Genomic DNA, 17,249 nt, shown 5'->3' with positions numbered 1-17,249 from the left:
ACACGATATGGCTATGGTGGAAGTGAAGGTGCCGGACATCGGCGATTTCGACGAAGTCGCGGTGATCGAAGTGCTGGTCAAGGTGGGTGACACGGTGAAGGCCGAACAGTCGCTCATCACCGTGGAGTCGGACAAGGCCTCGATGGAGATTCCGTCGAGTGCGTCCGGCGTGGTCAAGGAACTCAAGGTCGCGGTCGGCAGCAAGGTCAGCGAGGGCTCGGTCGTGCTGGTGCTGGACGGCGAGGGGGGCACGGCTGCGCCCGCACCTGCAGGTGCAGGTGCAGGTGCAGGTGCAGGTGCGCCGGCGCCCGCCCAGGCGGCGGCCCCCGCGCCTGCTGCCGCGACGCCTGCGCCCGCCGCTGCCGCGCCCGCGGCGGCGACCGGCCCGGTCGAGGTCAAGGTGCCCGACATCGGCGACTTCAAGGACGTCGCGGTAATCGAGGTGCTGGCCAAGGTCGGTGACGCGATCCAGGTCGAGCAATCGCTGATCACGGTCGAGTCCGACAAGGCCTCGATGGAGATCCCGTCCTCCGCCGCCGGCGTGCTCAAGGAGCTCAAGGTCAAGGTCGGCGACAAGGTCAACGTCGGCGACCTGATCGCCGTGCTCGAAGGCAGTGGCGGTGGTGCCGCGGCAGCTGCCCCGGCAGCGGCAGCGCCTGCCAGCGCACCGGCGGCTGCGGCTGCCGCACCGGCTGCGCCTGCCTCGGCATCCGCGGCTGCGCCTGCGCCGGCCGCCGCCCCCGCACACGACCCGACCGTGCCGCCCAGCGGCAAGCTGCCGCACGCCTCGCCCTCGGTGCGCAAGTTCGCCCGCGAACTCGGCGTGCCCCTGGAGGAGGTCAAGGGCACCGGCCTCAAGGGCCGCATCACGCAGGAAGACGTGCAGAGCTTCACCCGCGACGTGATGAGCGGTGCCGCCAGCACCAAGGCCGCGGCCGCCAAGGCCCCGGCCGGCGGTGGTGGCGGCGGCGAGGCGCTGGGCCTGCTGCCCTGGCCCAAGGTCGACTTCGCCAAGTTCGGCACGGTCGAGCGCAAGGACCTGTCGCGCATCAAGAAGATCAGCGGCGCCAACCTGCACCGCAACTGGGTGATGATCCCGCACGTCACCAACAACGACGAGGCGGACATCACCGAGCTGGAAGCCTTCCGCGTGGCGACCAACAAGGAGAACGAGAAGTCCGGCGTCAAGGTGACCATGCTGGCCTTCGTGATCAAGGCCGTGGTCTCGGCTCTGAAGAAGTTTCCCGAGTTCAACACCAGCCTGGACGGCGACACCCTCGTCTACAAGCAGTACTACCACATCGGCTTCGCGGCGGACACGCCCAACGGCCTCGTGGTGCCGGTGCTCAAGGACGCGGACAAGAAGGGCATCCTGCAGATCAGCGCCGAGATGGGCGAACTCGCCAAGAAGGCGCGCGAAGGCAAGCTCGGCGCGGCCGACATGCAGGGTGGCTGCATGTCGATCAGCTCGCTCGGCGGCATCGGCGGCACGCACTTCACGCCCATCATCAACGCGCCCGAAGTGGCCATCCTCGGCCTGTCGAAGGGCCAGATGAAGCCCGTGTGGGACGGCAAGCAGTTCGTGCCGCGCCTGACGCTGCCACTGTCGCTGTCCTACGACCACCGCGTGATCGACGGCGCCGCCGCGGCACGCTTCAACGCCTACCTCGGTCAGGTCCTCGCGGACTTCCGCCGCGTTCTCCTGTGAGGTGCCGACCATGAGCGAAGTGCAAGTCAAGGTTCCTGACATCGGCGATTTCTCGGAAGTCGCGGTCATCGAGGTGCTGGTCAAGGCGGGCGACACGATCAAGGTCGAGCAGTCGCTGATCACCGTCGAATCCGACAAGGCCTCGATGGAGATCCCGTCCTCTCATGCCGGCGTCGTCAAGTCGGTGGCGGTGAAGGTGGGCGACAAGGTGAGCGAAGGCTCGGTCGTCCTGACGGTCGATGCGGCGGAGGCGGGCGCGGCAGCACCCGCGCCCGCACCGGCCGCCGCGCCGCCCGCGCCGGCCCCTTCCGCGAGCGCGCCGGCTCCCAAGGCGGCCGCGCCGTCGCCTGCGCCTGCCGTGGCCTCGAGCTACGGTGGCGCGGTCGATCTCGACTGCGACGTGCTGGTGCTCGGCGCCGGCCCGGGCGGCTATTCCGCCGCCTTCCGCGCGGCCGACCTCGGGCTCAACGTGGTGCTGGTCGAGCGCTACGCCACCTTGGGCGGGGTCTGCCTCAACGTGGGCTGCATCCCTTCCAAGGCGCTGCTGCACGTGGCGGCGGTGATCGACGAGGTCAGGCATTTCGCCGACTTCGGCGTGGCCTTCAACGAGCCCGTCATCGATCGGGCCAAGCTGAAGGAGCGCAAGAACAAAGTGGTCGGCAAGCTGACCGGCGGCCTCACCGCGATGGCCAAGATGCGCAAGGTCACCACCGTGCGCGGCATCGGTGAGTTCGTCGACCCGTACCACCTCAAGGTGCAGGAAACCTCCGGCGACGGCAAGGACACCACCGGCGCCGGCAAGACGGTGCGCTTCCGCCATTGCATCATCGCCGCCGGCTCCCAGGCCGTGCACCTGCCCTTCATGCCCAAGGACCCGCGCGTGGTCGACTCCACCGGCGCGCTGGAGCTGGGCGTGGAACCCAAGCGCATGCTGATCCTGGGCGGCGGGATCATCGGCCTGGAGATGGGCTCGGTGTACTCCACCCTGGGCGCCCGCCTGGACGTGGTCGAGATGCTCGACGGCCTGATGCAGGGCGCCGACCGCGACCTGGTCAAGGTGTGGCAGAAGCTCAATGCGCCGCGCTTCGACAACATCATGCTCAAGACCAAGACGGTCGGCGCGGAAGCCACCAAGGAAGGCATCCGCGTCAGCTTCGAAGGCGAGCAGGCGCCCAAGGAGCCGCAGGTCTACGACCTGGTGCTGCAGGCGGTGGGCCGCAGCCCCAACGGCAAGAAGATCGGCGCCGAGAAGGCGGGCGTGAACGTCAGCGACCGCGGTTTCATTCCGGTGGACATCCAGATGCGCACCAACGTGCCCCACATCTTCGCCATCGGCGACATCGTGGGCCAGCCCATGCTGGCGCACAAGGCGGTGCACGAGGCCCACGTGGCGGCCGAAGTGATCGCCGGCGAGCTCAAGGGCGACAAGGAGCTGGCCAGCGCCGCCTTCAATGCCCGCGTGATCCCGAGCGTGGCCTACACCGATCCGGAAGTGGCCTGGGTCGGCCTGACCGAGGACCAGGCCAAGGCCGAGGGTGTGAAGGTCGAGAAGGGCCTGTTCCCATGGACGGCCTCCGGCCGCGCCATCGCCAACGGCCGCGACGAGGGCTTCACCAAGCTGCTGTTCGACGCGCAGACGCACCGCATCGTGGGCGGCGGCATCGTCGGCACGCACGCCGGTGACATGATCGGCGAGATCGCCCTGGCGATCGAGATGGGGGCCGACGCGGTCGACATCGGCAAGACCATCCACCCGCACCCGACGCTCGGCGAGAGTATCGGCATGGCGGCCGAGGTGGCGCACGGCACCTGCACGGACGTGCCGCCGGTCAGGAAGCGCTGAGGACCGCCCAGGGGCGCCCAGGCCCCGGCGCGTCCGGCGTGTCCAACGAAAAACCCGCCAGCGGCGGGTTTTTCGTTGGCAGGGACGGCGTTTACTCGCCCGACGCGGCGTTGATTTCTTCCGGACCGGTCAGTACGCGGCGGGCCCCGTTGAAGCGGCGCTGCCAGTAGCTGCCGTTCAGATCCTCGACCCGCACTTCGGCGCCTGTGCGCGGCGAATGGATGAACTTGCCGTCACCCACGTAGATCCCGACATGGCTGAAGGCGCGGCGCATGGTGTTGAAGAACACCAGGTCGCCCGGCTTGAGTTCGCTGCGGTCGATCTTCTGGGTGGCGGCGGCCTGCTCTTCGGCGCGCCGCGGCAGCAGGTGACCGACGGTCTGGTTGTACATGGCGCGGACGAAGCCGCTGCAGTCGAAGCCGGTTTCTGCGGTGTTGCCGCCGCGCTTGTAGGGCACGCCCAGGAAGCCAATCGCGGTGACGACGAGGTCGGAGGTCCGGTCTACGACGGTCTGGCGGACTTGATGGAACTGGCCGATCAGGCCCTTTTCCGCCAGCATGGCTTCCATCGCTTCGGAGCGCTCCTGCTGCGGGGCGGCGTGAGCGGCGCAAGCGAACAGGAGGCAGGCGGGTAGGATGAAAAATCGCATGGCGCGTAGGATATGGATGACAAATAACGATGTCAATTTCAAGCGAATCCGAGATTTTGCACGCAACTTGTTGTCACGCGGCGCATTTTTCCTATTCAGTTTTGAATGAAAAGTAAAGTTGTACGTTATCCGGCATAAGCTTTTGGCTTGATGTAAACCAAAAGTTTTGAAATAAAGGCGGTCCGCATTGCAGTTTTTTTCAGGTCGGCCGGCGGGTCGTCCAAGCCGAGGAGCAAGATGCATTCCCAACTGACCCGCTCGTTCTCGATCATGGTGTGCTGGCGGACCGCCGGGGCAGCGTTCCTGGCAATGACGGTCCTTGGCACGGCGGATGCCGCACCGCGTCCGGAAGTCGTCGCCTCCGGCCTGGAAAACCCCTGGGGCCTGAGCTTCCTGCCCGAGGGTCGCTTCGTGGTCACGGAAAAACCGGGCCGCATGCGCATCGTCGGCGCCGACGGCCAGGTCGGCGCCCCGCTGGCTGGCCTGCCGCCCATCGCCGCGGGCGGGCAGGGCGGCCTGCTGGACGTGCTGGCCGACTCAGCCTTCGAGCGCAACCGCATCCTGTACTTCTGTTTCTCCGAGCCCGACACCGCCGGTTCGGCCAACAGCACCGCACTGGCGCGTGCCCACCTCTCGGCCGACGGCAGCCGCCTCGAAAATCTGCGCATTCTCTTCAGCCAGCGTCCCAAGATCGCGAGCCGCGCCCATTTCGGCTGCCGCATCGTGGAGGCCAGGGATGGCACCTTGTTCCTGACCCTGGGGGACCGCTTCAGCCGCAAGGAAGACGCCCAGAAGCTCGACAACCACATCGGCAAGGTGGTGCGGATCACCAAGGACGGCGCCGCGCCGCAGGACAACCCCTTCGTCGGACGGGCGGGCGCGCTGCCCGAGATCTGGAGCTTCGGTCACCGCAACGGCCAGGGCGCCACCCTGGGGCCTGATGGCAAGCTGTGGATGCACGAACATGGCCCCCAGGGCGGCGACGAGATCAACGTGCCCGCGCCGGGCCGCAATCACGGCTGGCCGGTCATCACCTACGGCGAGAACTACGGCGGCGGCAAGATCGGCGACGGGATCACGCAGAAGGAGGGCATGGAGCAGCCGCTGCACTACTGGGTGCCTTCCATCGCGCCCTCCGGCATGGCCTTTCTCACCAGCGACCGCTACGGCGCCGCCTGGAAGGGCAACCTCTTCGTGGGCTCGCTCAAGTTCGGCTATCTCGACCGCATCGAGCTGCGCGACGGCAAGGTGGCGGCCGAGCATCGCCTGCTGGAGGACGGGCGGGCGCGCATCCGCGACGTCAAGCAGGGTCCCGATGGCCTGCTCTACGTTCTGACGGATGAGGCCAATGGCAAGCTGATCCGCCTGCGGCCCGATTGAGTCCGCAAGCTCGGCGTGGCGGCGACTGGGTTGGTGGTACGGTCCAGGGTTTGTCCAGTTTCCTGCTTTCCCGAAAGACCTTTCCCATGCTGCTCGATGCCTCGCATTCCCAACTGGTCCTGGTCGACTACCAGCAGCGCCTGATGCCTGCCATCTTCGACGGTGAGGCCGTGCTGGCCAATGCCGTTCGCCTGGGCCGGATGGCGCGCCTCGCGGAGGTCCCGGTCTGGGGCACCGAGGAAAACCCGTCCAGGCTCGGCGAGAACCTGCCCGACGTGCGCACGCTGTGCCAGCGCACCCTGTCCAAGATGCATTTCAGCGCCATGCAGGAGGGCCTGGCCGACTGGCTGCGCCCGCCCGCGAAGGCGCCCCAGGGCAACGCCCGCAGCCTGCCCAAGCACCTGCAGAAACCGAAGCAGCCTGCCGAGGAACGCAACATCATCGTGATCGCCGGCTGCGAAGCCCACGTCTGCCTGCTGCAGACCGCGCTCGAGCTGCTGGAGGACGAGTTCGAGGTCTACGTCGTGACCGATGCCTGCGGCTCGCGCACCGAGCGCAACCGCGATGCCGCCTTCGACCGCCTGGCCGGTGCCGGCGCCGAGCTGGTGACCACCGAGATGGTCGGCTTCGAGTGGGTGCGCAGTGCCGAGCATCCCAAGTTCAGGGATGTGCTGGCGTTGATCCGTTAAGGCCGGTTCAGGCCGCCACCTTTCGCCGCGCGCGCACTGCCGCGGCCAGCGCGTGCAGCACCGGCACCGTCTGCGCAAAGCCGATGCATGCATCGGTGACCGACACGCCGTGCTTCAGCGGCACGCCGGGCACCAGGTCCTGCCGACCTTCCTCCAGGTGGCTTTCGATCATCACACCGGCGATGCGGCGCTCGCCCGCGGCGATCTGCGCCGCCACGTCGCCGGCGACCTCGACCTGGCGCCGGTGCTGCTTGCTGCTGTTGCCGTGCGAGACGTCGATCATCACCCGCTCCCGCAGGCCCTGGGCGCGCAGCGCCTCGCAGGTCGCGGCCACGTCGGCGGCCGAGTAGTTGGGCGTCTTGCCGCCGCGCAGGATGACGTGGCAGTCGTCGTTGCCGCGCGTCTCGAAGATCGCGGCCATGCCCATCTTCGTCATGCCCATGAAGGCATGCGGCGCCCGCGCGGCGAGGATGGCGTCGGCCGCGACCTTGATGCTGCCGTCGGTGCCGTTCTTGAAGCCGACCGGGCAGCTCAGGCCCGAGGCCAGCTGGCGATGGCTCTGGCTCTCGGTGGTGCGCGCGCCGATGGCGCCCCAGGCGATCAGGTCGGCAATGAACTGCGGGCTCAGCAGGTCCAGGAACTCGGTGCCGGTCGGCAGGCCCAGCACGGTCAGTTCCAGCAGCAGGCGGCGGGCGCGTTCCAGGCCCTCGTTCATCGCGAAGCTGCCGTCCAGGTGCGGGTCGTTGATGTAGCCCTTCCAGCCCACCGTGGTGCGCGGCTTCTCGAAGTAGGTGCGCATCACGATGAGCAGGTCCTCTCGCAGTTCGTCGGCCACCGCCTTCAGCTGGTGGCCGTATTCGAGTGCCTGGTCGTGATCGTGGATCGAGCAGGGGCCGACCACCACCACCAGCCGGTCGTCGCGGCCGTGCAGCACGTCGGCGATGGCGGCGCGGCTGGCTTCCACCAGCGCGAGCGTGTCGCCCTGCACCGGCACGCGCTCCTGCAGCAGGGCCGGGGTGATGAGGGGACGGACGGCGCCGATGCGCACGTCGTCGATGCGGGTGGTGTCGAGGGTGCTGTCGCGGGAGCCGATCTCGGCATCGTGAAGAGGGTCATCCAGGCGAGGCATGGGCGTGGGCGTGGGTTGGTTCGAGGTGCGGCAGATTGTCCGCTCATAATCGGTGAGGGTCTGTCAACGCTGTGCAAGGGAACCACCTTGCACAGCGTTGACAGGCCCTCTGGCCCTCGCCACGAACGGGGCTCGTTTTTCCACTGCCCCAGGAGGCCCCGCATGTCCCAAGTCATCCCCGCCACCCTCATTGCCGGGGACGGCATCGGCCCCGAAATCGTCGACGCGACGCTGGCCGCCCTCGATGCCTTGAAAGCCCCGTTCGAGTGGGAGCGCCAGGTGGCCGGCCTGGCCGGCGTGCAGCAGGCGGGCGACCCGTTGCCCCAGGCCACGCTCGACAGCATCCGTCGCACCCGCCTCGCGCTCAAGGGCCCGCTGGAAACGCCTTCCGGCGGCGGCTACCGTTCCTCCAACGTGCGCCTGCGCGAGGCGTTCGGCCTCTACGCCAACCTGCGGCCGGCGCGCACCATCATCCCCGGCGGACGCTTCGACAACATCGACCTGGTGGTGGTGCGCGAGAACCTGGAGGGCCTGTACATCGGCCACGAGCACTACGTGCCCATCGACGGCGACCCGCACGCCGTGGCCATGGCCACCGGCATCAACACCCGGCAGGGCTGCCGCCGCCTGCTCGAGTTCGCCTTCGACACCGCCATCGCGATGGGCCGCAAGAAGGTCACGATCGTGCACAAGGCCAACATCATGAAGGCGCTCACCGGCATCTTCCTGGAGACGGGCCTCGAGCTGTACGAGCGCAAGTACAAGGGCAAATTCCAGCTCGACAGCGTCATCGTCGATGCCTGCGCGATGAAGCTGGTGCTCAATCCCTGGCAGTTCGACATGCTGGTCACGACCAACCTGTTCGGCGACATCCTGTCCGACCTGGTGGCGGGCCTGGTCGGCGGCCTGGGCATGGCGCCGGGCGCCAACATCGGCAGCGAAGCGGCCATCTTCGAGGCGGTGCACGGCTCGGCGCCTGACATCGCGGGCAAGGGCGTGGCCAACCCCACGGCCCTGATGCTGGCCGCCGCGCTGATGCTCGACCACTGCCGGCTGCCGGACCTGGCCGCGCGACTGCGCAAGGCCATCGACGAGACCCTCAACATCGACAAGGTGCGCACCGGCGACCTGGGCGGCAGCGCCGGCACCGAGGCCTTCACCCAGGCCCTGGTGAGCCGGATCGCCAACGGCTGAAGAGGGGGCCTAGAACACGCCCAGCGCCAGCCCCGCCGCCATGGCCTCGCCCAGCACCCTACAGCGCGCGAGATCATCGTCCCCGATGGTCTTGGCCGCGAGGATGGCCTGCGGCGTCTGCGCATGGGTGCAGACGATGAGCGGCTCCGCCACCGGCCTGAGCCGCCATCCGGTGGCGATGCGTTCGATCTGGCGGGCGGCGTTCTGCCCGTCGCTGCCGGCGCAGATGAGCGTGGCATAGGGGCGGCCGTTGACCTGGTCGAGTGCGCCGTAGTAGCTGCGATCGAAGAAATCCTTGAGCTGCCCGCTCATGGCCGCGAGATTCTCGGGCGTGGCGAAGAGATACCCGTCCGCGGCGAGCACGTCGGAGGCGCCCGCCTGCGCTGCCGTCAGCAGCCGCACGTCGATGTCCGTGTCCGACAAGGCCCCCGCGCGCGCAGCCTCGACCATTTGGCGCGTGCCGCCCGTCATCGTGTGGTAAACGATCAGCAGCGTCTTCGGCATGCCCGTGACCCTTGCGCGTCGTCTTTCCCTTGCTTCATGCGGCCGAGGCAACCCAGTCCCACACGCGCGCAGGCGCCTCGACCATGACGTTGTGGCCGTGCGGCCCGAGTCCTTGCGCACCGGGATCGAGCGCACGCAACTGCTCGAGGGTCACCATTGCGTCATGATCCCCGCGCCCAAGATGCACGGGGCAGCGGGCCAGCGCCATCAACTCTGTCATCGGCGGCGGGCCCACGCCATGGCCCCGGGGATCCATGGAGAGGCGCCAGCCGTCGGCATCGCGCGCGATGCCGCGTGCCGTCACGGGCGACGCGGCCTCCGCGATCCCGGCCAGGCCGGCGACCTTCAGGTAGCGCTGCGAAGCCTCCTCCTTCGTAGGCAATCGCTTGGCGGGCTGGGCGGCCAGACTCTCCATGCGCTGGAGTTCCTCATCGGTCCACGCGACCTTGATGCCCGCGCCGAAGACGCTGTGCGGCGCGACCCCGAACCAGCCCGTGGCCAGGGCCAGCGCAATCACTCCGCCGAGCGAGTGGCCGAGCACCACGAGGCGGCCCGCCGGATCGACATGCGGCAGCACGGCGCGTGCAACCGTCGCGGCGTACTGGCCGATGCCGTAGCTCTCCTGCCGATCGGAGCTTCCATGCCCTGGCAGGTCCATGGCGAGCCAGCGGCCGCGCCAGCGCGCGCCGGCCTCCGCGCAGAAAGGCGACCAAACGGCTCCTGTCGCCCCCATCCCGTGCAGCAGGAGGAGCAGGTCCGAGCCTTTACCGCCGTGTTCCATGTGCATGCGCATCGCCTTCATTGCCTCCGCCGCATTCTCGAAAAGGACCGAGGTTAATCGACCGCCCTGCAAGGCCGTCGGCTCAGGGCTGTGCGGAGGGCTTGGCGCGCTGCAGGGACCAGCCCAGGGTCATGCCCGCAGCCGCCAGCAGGATGGCGGCCGAGCCGACGAACTGCAGCGGCTTGAGCCGGTGGTCGAAGGCGAGGAAGTCCACCACCATGGCGACGATCGGGTAGAGGAATGACAGCGCGCCAATCGAATGCGTCGGCAATTTCTGGATGGCGCCGTAAAGCAGCGCGAAAACCAGCCCGGTGTACACGGCGCCCATCACCAAGAAATCGGCCCAGACGCGGGTGCCGGCCGGAAGATTCGTGAGGTCCGCGAAGGGCGCGATCATGAGGGCGCCGACGCAGACGTGGATCAGGGCGATGAGGTGCGGGGGCATATCGCCGAGCTTCTTGGTCACGATCGACGCGACCGCGTAGAAGAACGCTGCGCCGAGCGCCATCACGACGCCCGCAATGTACGCGGTGTCGGGGCCCGCATAGGCCGCCGCGGACGGCCTGGCCTGCACGATCAGCAGCACGCCGGCGAACGCGATGGCCAGCCACATGAGCTTGGTGGCAGTGATTCGCTCGGAAAAGAACAGCGCGCCGAGGCCGATCAGCATGAACGGCTGGGTGTTGTAGACCGCGATGGCGACGGAGATCGACGCCCTGGAAAAGGAGGCGAAGATCAGCAACCAGTTCAGCACGATGGCCACGCCACCCACGGCGGCCCATCCGATCTGCCTGAGCGTGAGCCTGCGCGGCAGCGAGCCGGTGAGGGCGCACACCAGCGCCAGGGTGGCCGCGCCGAAGACACAGCGCCAGAACAGCAACGGGATGATGGGCTGCCCCGAATAGACGACGAACCAGCCGATGGTGCCGGAGATCAGCATGGCTGCCATCATCTGCAGCGTACCGATGGATTTCTCGTTCATGTTCGACAGGGCGCTCCGCCGGGTGGGGGTCGCGTATTGTCCACCGTCTCGTGGCCAGGACTTCATCCGGGCTCAGGCATTCGCTTGACAAGCGCTCATTCGATAGGCGGATGACGCCATGCGTTCAGCCCTGCCGTGCAAGCAGGCGCTGCACGAGTCGGTGCTGCACCCTGCGCTCGGCGACATGGCAAACGAGCCGAAGCGCCTGCGTGTGCAGGATCGGCTCCAAGCAGGGTCATCGGGCCTCCGGTCGACGTCGGGATATTCCTGTTTTTCAGAACTAATCTTCCGTGATTATCTGGTTTTTCAGGCGGGTCGACGTGTCTAATCTTCGCTGCATCTTCAATCCTTCCGACGGAGGTCTGTGATGCAGGTGTTGTTCAACGCCCGCGGCGCCGAGGCACTGGCGTGGCGCGAAGTGGCCGTGATGCGCACCCGGTTCGTGATGCGCAGGCTGCATTGGATGGTGCCGCGTGCCTACGTCCACCTGGACGATGTGAACGGGCCGCGTGGCGGACCGGACAAGCGCTGCCGCATCGAGTTGCGCGCACCCGGCGCCGATCCGCTGGTGGTCACCTCGATCGCGACCGACTGGCGCCGCGCGCTCGACACCGCGCTGAAGCGCGCAGCGCATGCCTTGATGCGGTGGTGGCGGCGCCGCCGCACCCAGCCGCCGGCCCTGCGGCGGGTGCCTTCGCGCTAAGCCCGTCCTGCCACCCTTTCGAGATTCAGGGGGGCGGCGGCCACTCGCTGCTCCCTGCGCACGCCGGCCGAGCCGGTCACATCACCCACCCGCAAACCCCTACCGCCGTGGACACGCTCCCTCACTTCCTGAATGCCGACTTGCTCGGCACCGCCGCCTGGATCTGGCTGGTCTTTGCCACCTTGGTGGTGGCGTTGCTTGCGTTCGACCTTGGCGTCCTTCACAAGGACGACCGCGCCATCGGCGTCGGCGAGAGCCTGGTGCTGTCGGCTGGCTACATCGGCGCGGCGCTGGCCTTTGGCGCCTGGGTGTGGTGGATGAAAGGTGCCGGCAGCGGCATCGAGTACTACACCGGCTTTCTGATCGAGAAGTCGCTGTCGATGGACAACGTCTTCGTGATCGCGCTGATCTTCGGCTACTTCGCGATCCCGCCGAAGTACCAGCATCGCGTCCTGTTCTGGGGCATCCTGGGTGTGATCGTGCTGCGCGCGATCCTGATCGGCCTGGGCGCCACGCTCGTCAGCCAGTTCTCGTGGATCCTCTACCTCTTCGGCGCCTTCCTCGTCGTCACGGGCATCAAGATGTGGCTGATCGCAGATCATCAGCCCGACATCGCGAGCAATCCGTTGCTGAAGATGCTGCGTCGCCGGCTCAACGTGACTCCAGAACTGCATGGCAACGCGTTCTTCGTGCGCCAGACCGATCCGGCGACCGGCCGCAGCCTGCGCTACGCGACGCCGCTTTTCCTCGCGCTGTGCCTGGTGGAGGCAGTGGACCTGGTGTTCGCGGTCGACTCGGTGCCGGCCATCTTCGCCATCACCACCGATCCGTTCATTGTCTACACCAGCAATATCTTCGCCATCCTGGGCCTGCGCGCGCTGTACTTCGCACTGGCCGCAATGATCGAGCGCTTCAGGTACCTGAAGTACGCGCTGGCGCTAGTGCTGGTGTTCATCGGCACGAAGATCTTCCTGGTCAACATCATCGGCAAGTTCCCGCCGGCGCTGTCGCTGTCGGTGACCTTCGGCCTGATCGCGGGCGGCGTGATCGTCTCCCTGTGGAAGACGCGGCCCGGCGCGCCGCACATTGCCGCCACGACTGCGCGTTCAGAACATTGAGGCTTGCAGGCTGGACGCTCGACAGGCGCGGCCAGCTGGCTCGAGCTGCCAGCGCGACTCGTCCATCGGAACAAGCCCGCGTCCTTGCGAGGCAACGGGTGGGCCGGGATCTGGCGCGGCCTATCGAACGGCAGCTGTGCAGAAAATGTGTTGACTCCAATTAATCAACCTTGTACTCCGTCGGGACGCCGATTCATACTGCCATTCGGGCATCCTTGAAGAATCGGAGAAAACATGAATCGCAGGAGCTTCGGGCGCGGTCTGTTGACGTTCGTACTGGCAAGCAGTTGCATCGTGTCCACCCTTGTCGACTTGAACGGGACACACCTGTTCAACCCTGCCTGGCATCCGCACGCGGTTTTTCACGATGCGCTCATGCTTCTGTTCCTGGCGGCTGTGACGGCCATTGCGCTGTGGATGCTCTGGCGAAAAGACGGAGACCGAAGAGTTGCAGTTCTTGTGGCCACACTGGTACCCATCGCGTTCTGGACGCCTTTCTTCTATATCACCTGGATACTTCCGAACAGCAGTCTTAACGCCTTCGATGAACCGCTGCCCAAGCTCGCCGGCATCACCATGTACCCCAACGTCATCATCGCCTTTGTGATGTGCCTGTTGGCAGTTGTGGGCTACCGGTTTGCCCGTGCGGAGGAATAAGCGGTGCAACGCTTCCGTGCCGGCTCGACTCGACTGATCTGTCTTGCAGCCTGTGTGCCGCAACTCGCGTTGGCTCACGGAGACTTCCGGGCCGGTGGGGTGGTCTCCGGATTCTTGCATCCCATCCTCGGGGTCGACCACCTCTCGTGCATGGTTCTCCTCGGCGCGCTCAGCACACTGGGCTCGCGCTTTGACCTGATGAGGGTTCCGGCCGCTTTCGTCATCACGGCCTCGGTGGGTACGGTGTGGGGATTTCAGCTTGGAGTGCCCTCCTGGACGGAGCCGGCAGTTCAGGTTTCAGCGGTTCTGCTTGCGGGACTTCTGTTTCATGTCTTTCTATGCAGACTCCTGCTGATTCCCTCGGCTCTCGCATTCGGCATGCTCCACGGAATGGCTCACGGCGCGGAACTCACGCGCGCTGCTCAGCCCGTCGCCTATGGGGTTGGATTCGTGCTTGCCACCATCTCCTTGCATGTCCTGGGCATTGGGCTTGCCGAGGGCATGAAGGAGCGGCAGGCGCAAATTCGAGGTGCCGTGGGTCGCCTGCGGCAGCAGCTGCGAAGGTGAGCAATGGAGGGCTCGACCGCAGCATGAAGCCGTGAGCGAAGGCGATGCGCCCGAGCTTCCTGGTGTCGATGGTCGCCGAGTGCATCAGCTCGCTCCCGCACCGCGCGTGGGCTTGGCCGGGCGGCGCAGCTCGAACAACTCGGTGACCCGGAGGTACTGAAAGCCGCCCAGGCGCGCGATCGGCTGCGCCTTCAGCACGTCGAAGTGCCCGGCAGCGTCGAGGTAGTCGTCGGCCACGTGTACGGCGATCACCTGCCCGAACACTGCGGCGCTGGCACGGTCCTGCGGCCGCAGGGGCGGAAAGTCGACGATGCGCATCAGCCGGCATTCGAGCGAGACCGGCGACTCGGCCACGCGCGCGCAGCGCACCAACTCGCACGGCGCGGGCGTCAGCCCGGCAAGCCGGAATTCGTCGACGCTGCGCGGCACTGCGGCCGACGTCGCGTTCATCGCCTCGCGCAAGTCGTAGGTGGCAAGGTTCACGCAGAACTCGCCGCTGAGCCGGACGTTTGCGAGCGTGTCCTTCTCCGCGCGGTCTTCGGGCGCGTTGTTGGCGAACATGACCATGGGCGGCGTCGCCGAAACTCCGTTGAAGTACGAGAAGGGCGCCAGGTTCGCAATGCCGTCCGGCCCGAGCGTGGACACCCAGCCGATCGGCCGGGGCGCCACGACCGAGTTGAAGAGGGAGGTGCGATAGCGCAAATCGTCGGTGGCCACGAACATGGTCAGTCCCGGTCCTCGAGCAGACCCGCACGCCGCAGCACGCCGTCCAGCCGGGCTTCGAGCTCCGGCGTGGCGGGCATCATGGGCAGCCGGTGCTCGTTGCGCGCCAGGATGCCCAGCCGTCGCATCATGTACTTCATGGGGATTGGATTGGTGTCGAAGAACACCGCCTTGTTCAGCTCGTACAGCGAAAAGTGCAGCGCGCGCGCCCGGGCGAGGTCGCCGGCGGCGGTCGCATTCGCCAGGTCGGCCACGAGCCGCGGCGCGACGTTGGCCACCGCGTTCATGAGCCCGCAGGCGCCCACGGCCATCATGGGGAACGAGTACTCCTCGAGGCCCACGAACACGCGGAACTGCGGGCCGAGCACCTTCAGCATGTCGGTGACCAAGCCCAGGTCGGCGACCGCATGCTTGATGCCCACGAGTGTGGGCACTTCATCGGCGATCTGGCGCAGCGTGTCCATCTCGACGTCGATCGCCGTGCGCCCGGGGATGTGGTAGATCATCAGCGGCAGCCGCGTGCGCGATGCGACGTCGCGATAGAACGCCGCGAGGCCCCGCTGCGGCGGGCGCACGTAGTAGGGCGTGACCACCAGCAGCGCGTTCGCACCGTCGCGTTCAGCCGCCTCGGTCAGTTCCACCGTCTCCTTGTGCGACTGCGAACCCGTGGCAGCGACGACCGGCACCCGGCCGCCGGCAGCCTGGACGGCGACGCGCAGCAGTTCCTTGCGCTCGACGAGCGTGAGGGTGGAAGGCTCCGCGGTTGTGCCGTTGACCAGCACGCCGTGCGAGCCGTTGTCGACTTGGTAACGCACGAGGCCGGCGTAGGCGTCGTAGTCCACCTTGCCGTCGCGCAGCGGCGTGACCAGCGGCGTGATGGAGCCGCGCAGGAACTTGTCGTCGAGCGCGATCATGCGGCCACCTCGGCGCGGTTGGTGTCGAAGCCGGCGCTGGAGCCGAGCAGCTTCGCCGGCAGCTTCATGTCCTCCTGCCAGAGCAGCGATTCCATGTAGATGTTCAGCGGCTGGTCCTGTACCGTCAGCTCGTACACCTGCTCGTCATACGAGGCATGGTTGTGGACCGCCCAGCCCGGCGCCGAGAGCATCAGGTCGCCTTCGCTCCATTCGTAGCGGTTGCCGGCCACGTTGCTGAAGCCCCGGCCCTTGAAGTAGTAGTTGATGGCCGCGGACACGTGGCGGTGCGGGCGGTCGACGATGCCGGGGGGACGGATTGTCATGGTCGCGAAGAAGTTCGGCGTGATGCCGTTGAACCGCGTGGTGAGCGGGTTGTACATCATGTAGAGCCGCCGGCCGACATAGCGGCTGCCGAGCGCCTCGAGCTTGTCCAGTTCGCCCTTCACGACCTGCCAGGGGAAGTGCAGCGTGGGCGAGACTGCGGGCGTCGGGTTGATCAGCGTCTCGTAGGGCATCAGCATGCCGCCGTCGCTGCCGATCGGGATCATGCCGAAAGGGCTCTGGCGCGCGGGGTCCGCCGCGTGTGCCTCCTCCTGCTCGACGTGCACGGCGTCGCTGTCCGCGCGGACATCCTCCGGCAGGTACACGTTCATGCTCTGCAGCAGCGGCACGTTGGAATAGGTCAGTCGCGCGAGCAGCGATTTGCCGGTGTTGCGATGCACGTAGGGCGTGAACGAGGGGTGGTTCCAGACGTCGTAGCGGCGGTGGCGGATCGTCTTGTCGCCGACCGTCACTTCGCCTTCGCCCTCGATGTTGAAATTCACTTCCGTTGCGTTGTGGCGGAACGCAGCGGTGGATTCACCGGGCTTGAGGACGCTCAGCTTGACCTGTATGCCGGGCGCCAGCCCGGGTGCGTTGGCGGGCGCCATGGGATGCACGATCAGGCTTTCCCTGCGGCCGTTGGCAGGCTTCGGCAGTTCGGCCAGGCGCTGTATCTCGGCATCGATGGTCGCCTTGCTGACCACCAGCGGCGACCAGTAGCTGTTGCGGTCGGCGGCGGCGCGGCCGGTGACGTCGTCGAAGGCGGCCTGCCGGGGCTCGAAGGATTTGCGGAGGGGGTTCATTGGCTTGCTCCAGGAGATGCTGCGGGATCGAAGCCGTCCTCGAAGACGGACGGCACGGGGGGGTCGAGTTCGAGCGTGTTGACGATGAGGGCGTGCGTCACGTAGCGCCCCACGAGGAAGGCGATGGCCATCGCCTCCCCCGGGGCGAAGTGCGGGTCGAGTGCGTCGAATTCGGCGCCGGCGCCGCGGCCGCGGGTGCGAATGGCCGCGATCGCGTAGCGCTGGGCCGCCTGCTGCGCCGGCGTCATGAGGTGCGCGCTGTCAGGCGAGAGGCGCCGCACCTCCGCGAGCCAGTCGCGGCCCAGACCGTGGCGCATCGACAAGCGCTCGTGCTGGTTGCGCTCGTAGCGGTTCTCCATCAGCGTGGCCACGGTGAGTACCACGGCTTCCGAGATGTCGAAGGGCACGGCGTCCTTCAGTGCGTCGGTGAAATGCATGAAGTGCAGCAGTACATCGGGCGCCTGAGCGCCGACCTGGAACATCTCACCGAGGTAGCCGAGTCGCCGCACGCGCGGGCCGAGGTAGGCGGCCAGCGCATCGGGCATCGCGTCCGTGCCCAGGCGTGGAATCCAGTCGTGCTTCAT

Annotated in this window: 18 protein-coding genes; 9 read left to right on the top strand and 9 right to left on the bottom strand. The window is 67.2% G+C overall.

The window, feature by feature from the left end; genetic code table 11:
* Nucleotides 1–7 precede the first annotated feature (7 nt).
* Both aceF and lpdA read left to right on the top strand, forming a co-directional pair.
* A complete protein-coding gene (gene aceF / locus ABEA07_RS24845; protein WP_345541235.1) occupies nt 8–1,708 on the top strand; it encodes a dihydrolipoyllysine-residue acetyltransferase in 1,701 nt (566 codons plus the stop codon).
* A 10-nt stretch (nt 1,709–1,718) separates the two neighbouring features.
* The gene (lpdA, locus tag ABEA07_RS24840) at nt 1,719–3,551 is read left to right on the top strand and encodes a dihydrolipoyl dehydrogenase (RefSeq protein WP_345541234.1); all 1,833 of its coding nucleotides are present in this window, start codon (nt 1,719–1,721) and stop codon (nt 3,549–3,551) included.
* Nucleotides 3,552–3,642: 91 nt separating this feature from the next.
* Here lpdA and ABEA07_RS24835 read toward each other — a convergent pair whose 3' ends face one another.
* The gene (locus ABEA07_RS24835) at nt 3,643–4,200 is read right to left on the bottom strand and encodes a C40 family peptidase (RefSeq protein ID WP_345541414.1); all 558 of its coding nucleotides are present in this window, start codon (nt 4,198–4,200) and stop codon (nt 3,643–3,645) included.
* Nucleotides 4,201–4,509: 309 nt separating this feature from the next.
* Between ABEA07_RS24835 and ABEA07_RS24830 the strand changes: the two genes are divergently transcribed.
* Together ABEA07_RS24830 and ABEA07_RS24825 are read left to right on the top strand one after the other, a co-directional pair.
* Complete coding sequence (locus tag ABEA07_RS24830) at nt 4,510–5,580, top strand: PQQ-dependent sugar dehydrogenase (protein ID WP_345541413.1); 1,071 nt, start codon at nt 4,510–4,512, stop codon at nt 5,578–5,580.
* A gap of 86 nt (nt 5,581–5,666) precedes the next feature.
* The gene (locus ABEA07_RS24825) at nt 5,667–6,269 is read left to right on the top strand and encodes an isochorismatase family protein (RefSeq protein WP_345541233.1); all 603 of its coding nucleotides are present in this window, start codon (nt 5,667–5,669) and stop codon (nt 6,267–6,269) included.
* Nucleotides 6,270–6,276: 7 nt separating this feature from the next.
* On the opposite strand, the gene ABEA07_RS24820 is transcribed toward ABEA07_RS24825, so the two are convergent.
* A complete protein-coding gene (locus ABEA07_RS24820) occupies nt 6,277–7,398 on the bottom strand; it encodes a 3-deoxy-7-phosphoheptulonate synthase (protein WP_345541232.1) in 1,122 nt (373 codons plus the stop codon).
* Between the two features lie 162 nt (nt 7,399–7,560).
* Between ABEA07_RS24820 and ABEA07_RS24815 the strand changes: the two genes are divergently transcribed.
* Nucleotides 7,561–8,592, top strand: a complete 1,032-nt coding sequence (locus ABEA07_RS24815) for an isocitrate/isopropylmalate dehydrogenase family protein (RefSeq protein WP_345541231.1) — start codon at nt 7,561–7,563, stop codon at nt 8,590–8,592.
* Between the two features lie 9 nt (nt 8,593–8,601).
* Here ABEA07_RS24815 and ABEA07_RS24810 read toward each other — a convergent pair whose 3' ends face one another.
* The 3 genes from ABEA07_RS24810 to ABEA07_RS24800 form a co-directional block, all read right to left on the bottom strand.
* Nucleotides 8,602–9,096 (bottom strand): flavodoxin family protein, encoded by a 495-nt coding sequence (locus tag ABEA07_RS24810; RefSeq protein ID WP_345541230.1) that lies wholly within the window; start codon nt 9,094–9,096, stop codon nt 8,602–8,604.
* Between the two features lie 34 nt (nt 9,097–9,130).
* Entirely contained in the window at nt 9,131–9,898 is a 768-nt protein-coding gene (locus tag ABEA07_RS24805; RefSeq protein ID WP_345541229.1) for an alpha/beta fold hydrolase, read from the bottom strand.
* A 61-nt stretch (nt 9,899–9,959) separates the two neighbouring features.
* Nucleotides 9,960–10,859 (bottom strand): DMT family transporter, encoded by a 900-nt coding sequence (locus ABEA07_RS24800; RefSeq protein WP_345541228.1) that lies wholly within the window; start codon nt 10,857–10,859, stop codon nt 9,960–9,962.
* A 367-nt stretch (nt 10,860–11,226) separates the two neighbouring features.
* Between ABEA07_RS24800 and ABEA07_RS24795 the strand changes: the two genes are divergently transcribed.
* The 4 genes from ABEA07_RS24795 (at nt 11,227) to ABEA07_RS24780 (ending at nt 13,904) form a co-directional block, all read left to right on the top strand.
* Nucleotides 11,227–11,562 (top strand): HPF/RaiA family ribosome-associated protein, encoded by a 336-nt coding sequence (locus ABEA07_RS24795; protein ID WP_345541227.1) that lies wholly within the window; start codon nt 11,227–11,229, stop codon nt 11,560–11,562.
* Between the two features lie 107 nt (nt 11,563–11,669).
* Nucleotides 11,670–12,680, top strand: a complete 1,011-nt coding sequence (locus ABEA07_RS24790) for a TerC family protein (RefSeq protein WP_345541226.1) — start codon at nt 11,670–11,672, stop codon at nt 12,678–12,680.
* A 234-nt stretch (nt 12,681–12,914) separates the two neighbouring features.
* Nucleotides 12,915–13,337 (top strand): DUF6640 family protein, encoded by a 423-nt coding sequence (locus tag ABEA07_RS24785; protein ID WP_345541225.1) that lies wholly within the window; start codon nt 12,915–12,917, stop codon nt 13,335–13,337.
* 3 nt (nt 13,338–13,340) lie between these two features.
* On the top strand, nt 13,341–13,904 hold the full coding sequence (locus tag ABEA07_RS24780; protein ID WP_345541223.1) for a HupE/UreJ family protein: 564 nt from the start codon (nt 13,341–13,343) through the stop codon (nt 13,902–13,904).
* 84 nt (nt 13,905–13,988) lie between these two features.
* Here ABEA07_RS24780 and ABEA07_RS24775 read toward each other — a convergent pair whose 3' ends face one another.
* The 4 genes from ABEA07_RS24775 to ABEA07_RS24760 are packed head-to-tail and all read right to left on the bottom strand — an operon-like array spanning nt 13,989 to nt 17,249.
* On the bottom strand, nt 13,989–14,627 hold the full coding sequence (locus ABEA07_RS24775; protein ID WP_345541222.1) for a flavin reductase family protein: 639 nt from the start codon (nt 14,625–14,627) through the stop codon (nt 13,989–13,991).
* Nucleotides 14,628–14,629: 2 nt separating this feature from the next.
* Entirely contained in the window at nt 14,630–15,541 is a 912-nt protein-coding gene (gene dapA, locus ABEA07_RS24770) for a 4-hydroxy-tetrahydrodipicolinate synthase (RefSeq protein ID WP_345541221.1), read from the bottom strand.
* Nucleotides 15,538–16,665, bottom strand: coding sequence for a cupin domain-containing protein (locus tag ABEA07_RS24765; protein WP_345541220.1), 1,128 nt, complete (start codon nt 16,663–16,665; stop codon nt 15,538–15,540). Before ABEA07_RS24765 ends, dapA begins: the two co-directional genes overlap by 4 nt.
* Nucleotides 16,662–17,249: a carboxymuconolactone decarboxylase family protein gene (locus ABEA07_RS24760; RefSeq protein ID WP_345541218.1), complete on the bottom strand. Its 588-nt coding sequence runs from the start codon at nt 17,247–17,249 to the stop codon at nt 16,662–16,664. Before ABEA07_RS24760 ends, ABEA07_RS24765 begins: the two co-directional genes overlap by 4 nt.

Origin of the sequence: Variovorax defluvii (assembly GCF_039541515.1) — a bacterium.
Lineage (GTDB): Bacteria > Pseudomonadota > Gammaproteobacteria > Burkholderiales > Burkholderiaceae_C > Variovorax > Variovorax defluvii.
Note: the sequence above shows the minus strand (reverse complement) of the source record. Positions and strands in the feature narration are given on the sequence as shown.

What these genes read in the sequence shown, in the direction of transcription:
- aceF (WP_345541235.1), top strand. Translation starts at nt 8, where the DNA reads ATGGCTATGGTGGAAGTGAAGGTGCCGGACATCGGCGATTTCGACGAA.
- lpdA (WP_345541234.1), top strand. Translation starts at nt 1,719, where the DNA reads ATGAGCGAAGTGCAAGTCAAGGTTCCTGACATCGGCGATTTCTCGGAA.
- ABEA07_RS24835 (WP_345541414.1), bottom strand. Translation starts at nt 4,200, where the DNA reads ATGCGATTTTTCATCCTACCCGCCTGCCTCCTGTTCGCTTGCGCCGCT.
- ABEA07_RS24830 (WP_345541413.1), top strand. Translation starts at nt 4,510, where the DNA reads ATGACGGTCCTTGGCACGGCGGATGCCGCACCGCGTCCGGAAGTCGTC.
- ABEA07_RS24825 (WP_345541233.1), top strand. Translation starts at nt 5,667, where the DNA reads ATGCTGCTCGATGCCTCGCATTCCCAACTGGTCCTGGTCGACTACCAG.
- ABEA07_RS24820 (WP_345541232.1), bottom strand. Translation starts at nt 7,398, where the DNA reads ATGCCTCGCCTGGATGACCCTCTTCACGATGCCGAGATCGGCTCCCGC.
- ABEA07_RS24815 (WP_345541231.1), top strand. Translation starts at nt 7,561, where the DNA reads ATGTCCCAAGTCATCCCCGCCACCCTCATTGCCGGGGACGGCATCGGC.
- ABEA07_RS24810 (WP_345541230.1), bottom strand. Translation starts at nt 9,096, where the DNA reads ATGCCGAAGACGCTGCTGATCGTTTACCACACGATGACGGGCGGCACG.
- ABEA07_RS24805 (WP_345541229.1), bottom strand. Translation starts at nt 9,898, where the DNA reads ATGAAGGCGATGCGCATGCACATGGAACACGGCGGTAAAGGCTCGGAC.
- ABEA07_RS24800 (WP_345541228.1), bottom strand. Translation starts at nt 10,859, where the DNA reads ATGAACGAGAAATCCATCGGTACGCTGCAGATGATGGCAGCCATGCTG.
- ABEA07_RS24795 (WP_345541227.1), top strand. Translation starts at nt 11,227, where the DNA reads ATGCAGGTGTTGTTCAACGCCCGCGGCGCCGAGGCACTGGCGTGGCGC.
- ABEA07_RS24785 (WP_345541225.1), top strand. Translation starts at nt 12,915, where the DNA reads ATGAATCGCAGGAGCTTCGGGCGCGGTCTGTTGACGTTCGTACTGGCA.
- ABEA07_RS24775 (WP_345541222.1), bottom strand. Translation starts at nt 14,627, where the DNA reads ATGTTCGTGGCCACCGACGATTTGCGCTATCGCACCTCCCTCTTCAAC.
- dapA (WP_345541221.1), bottom strand. Translation starts at nt 15,541, where the DNA reads ATGATCGCGCTCGACGACAAGTTCCTGCGCGGCTCCATCACGCCGCTG.
- ABEA07_RS24765 (WP_345541220.1), bottom strand. Translation starts at nt 16,665, where the DNA reads ATGAACCCCCTCCGCAAATCCTTCGAGCCCCGGCAGGCCGCCTTCGAC.
- ABEA07_RS24760 (WP_345541218.1), bottom strand. Translation starts at nt 17,249, where the DNA reads ATGAAGCACGACTGGATTCCACGCCTGGGCACGGACGCGATGCCCGAT.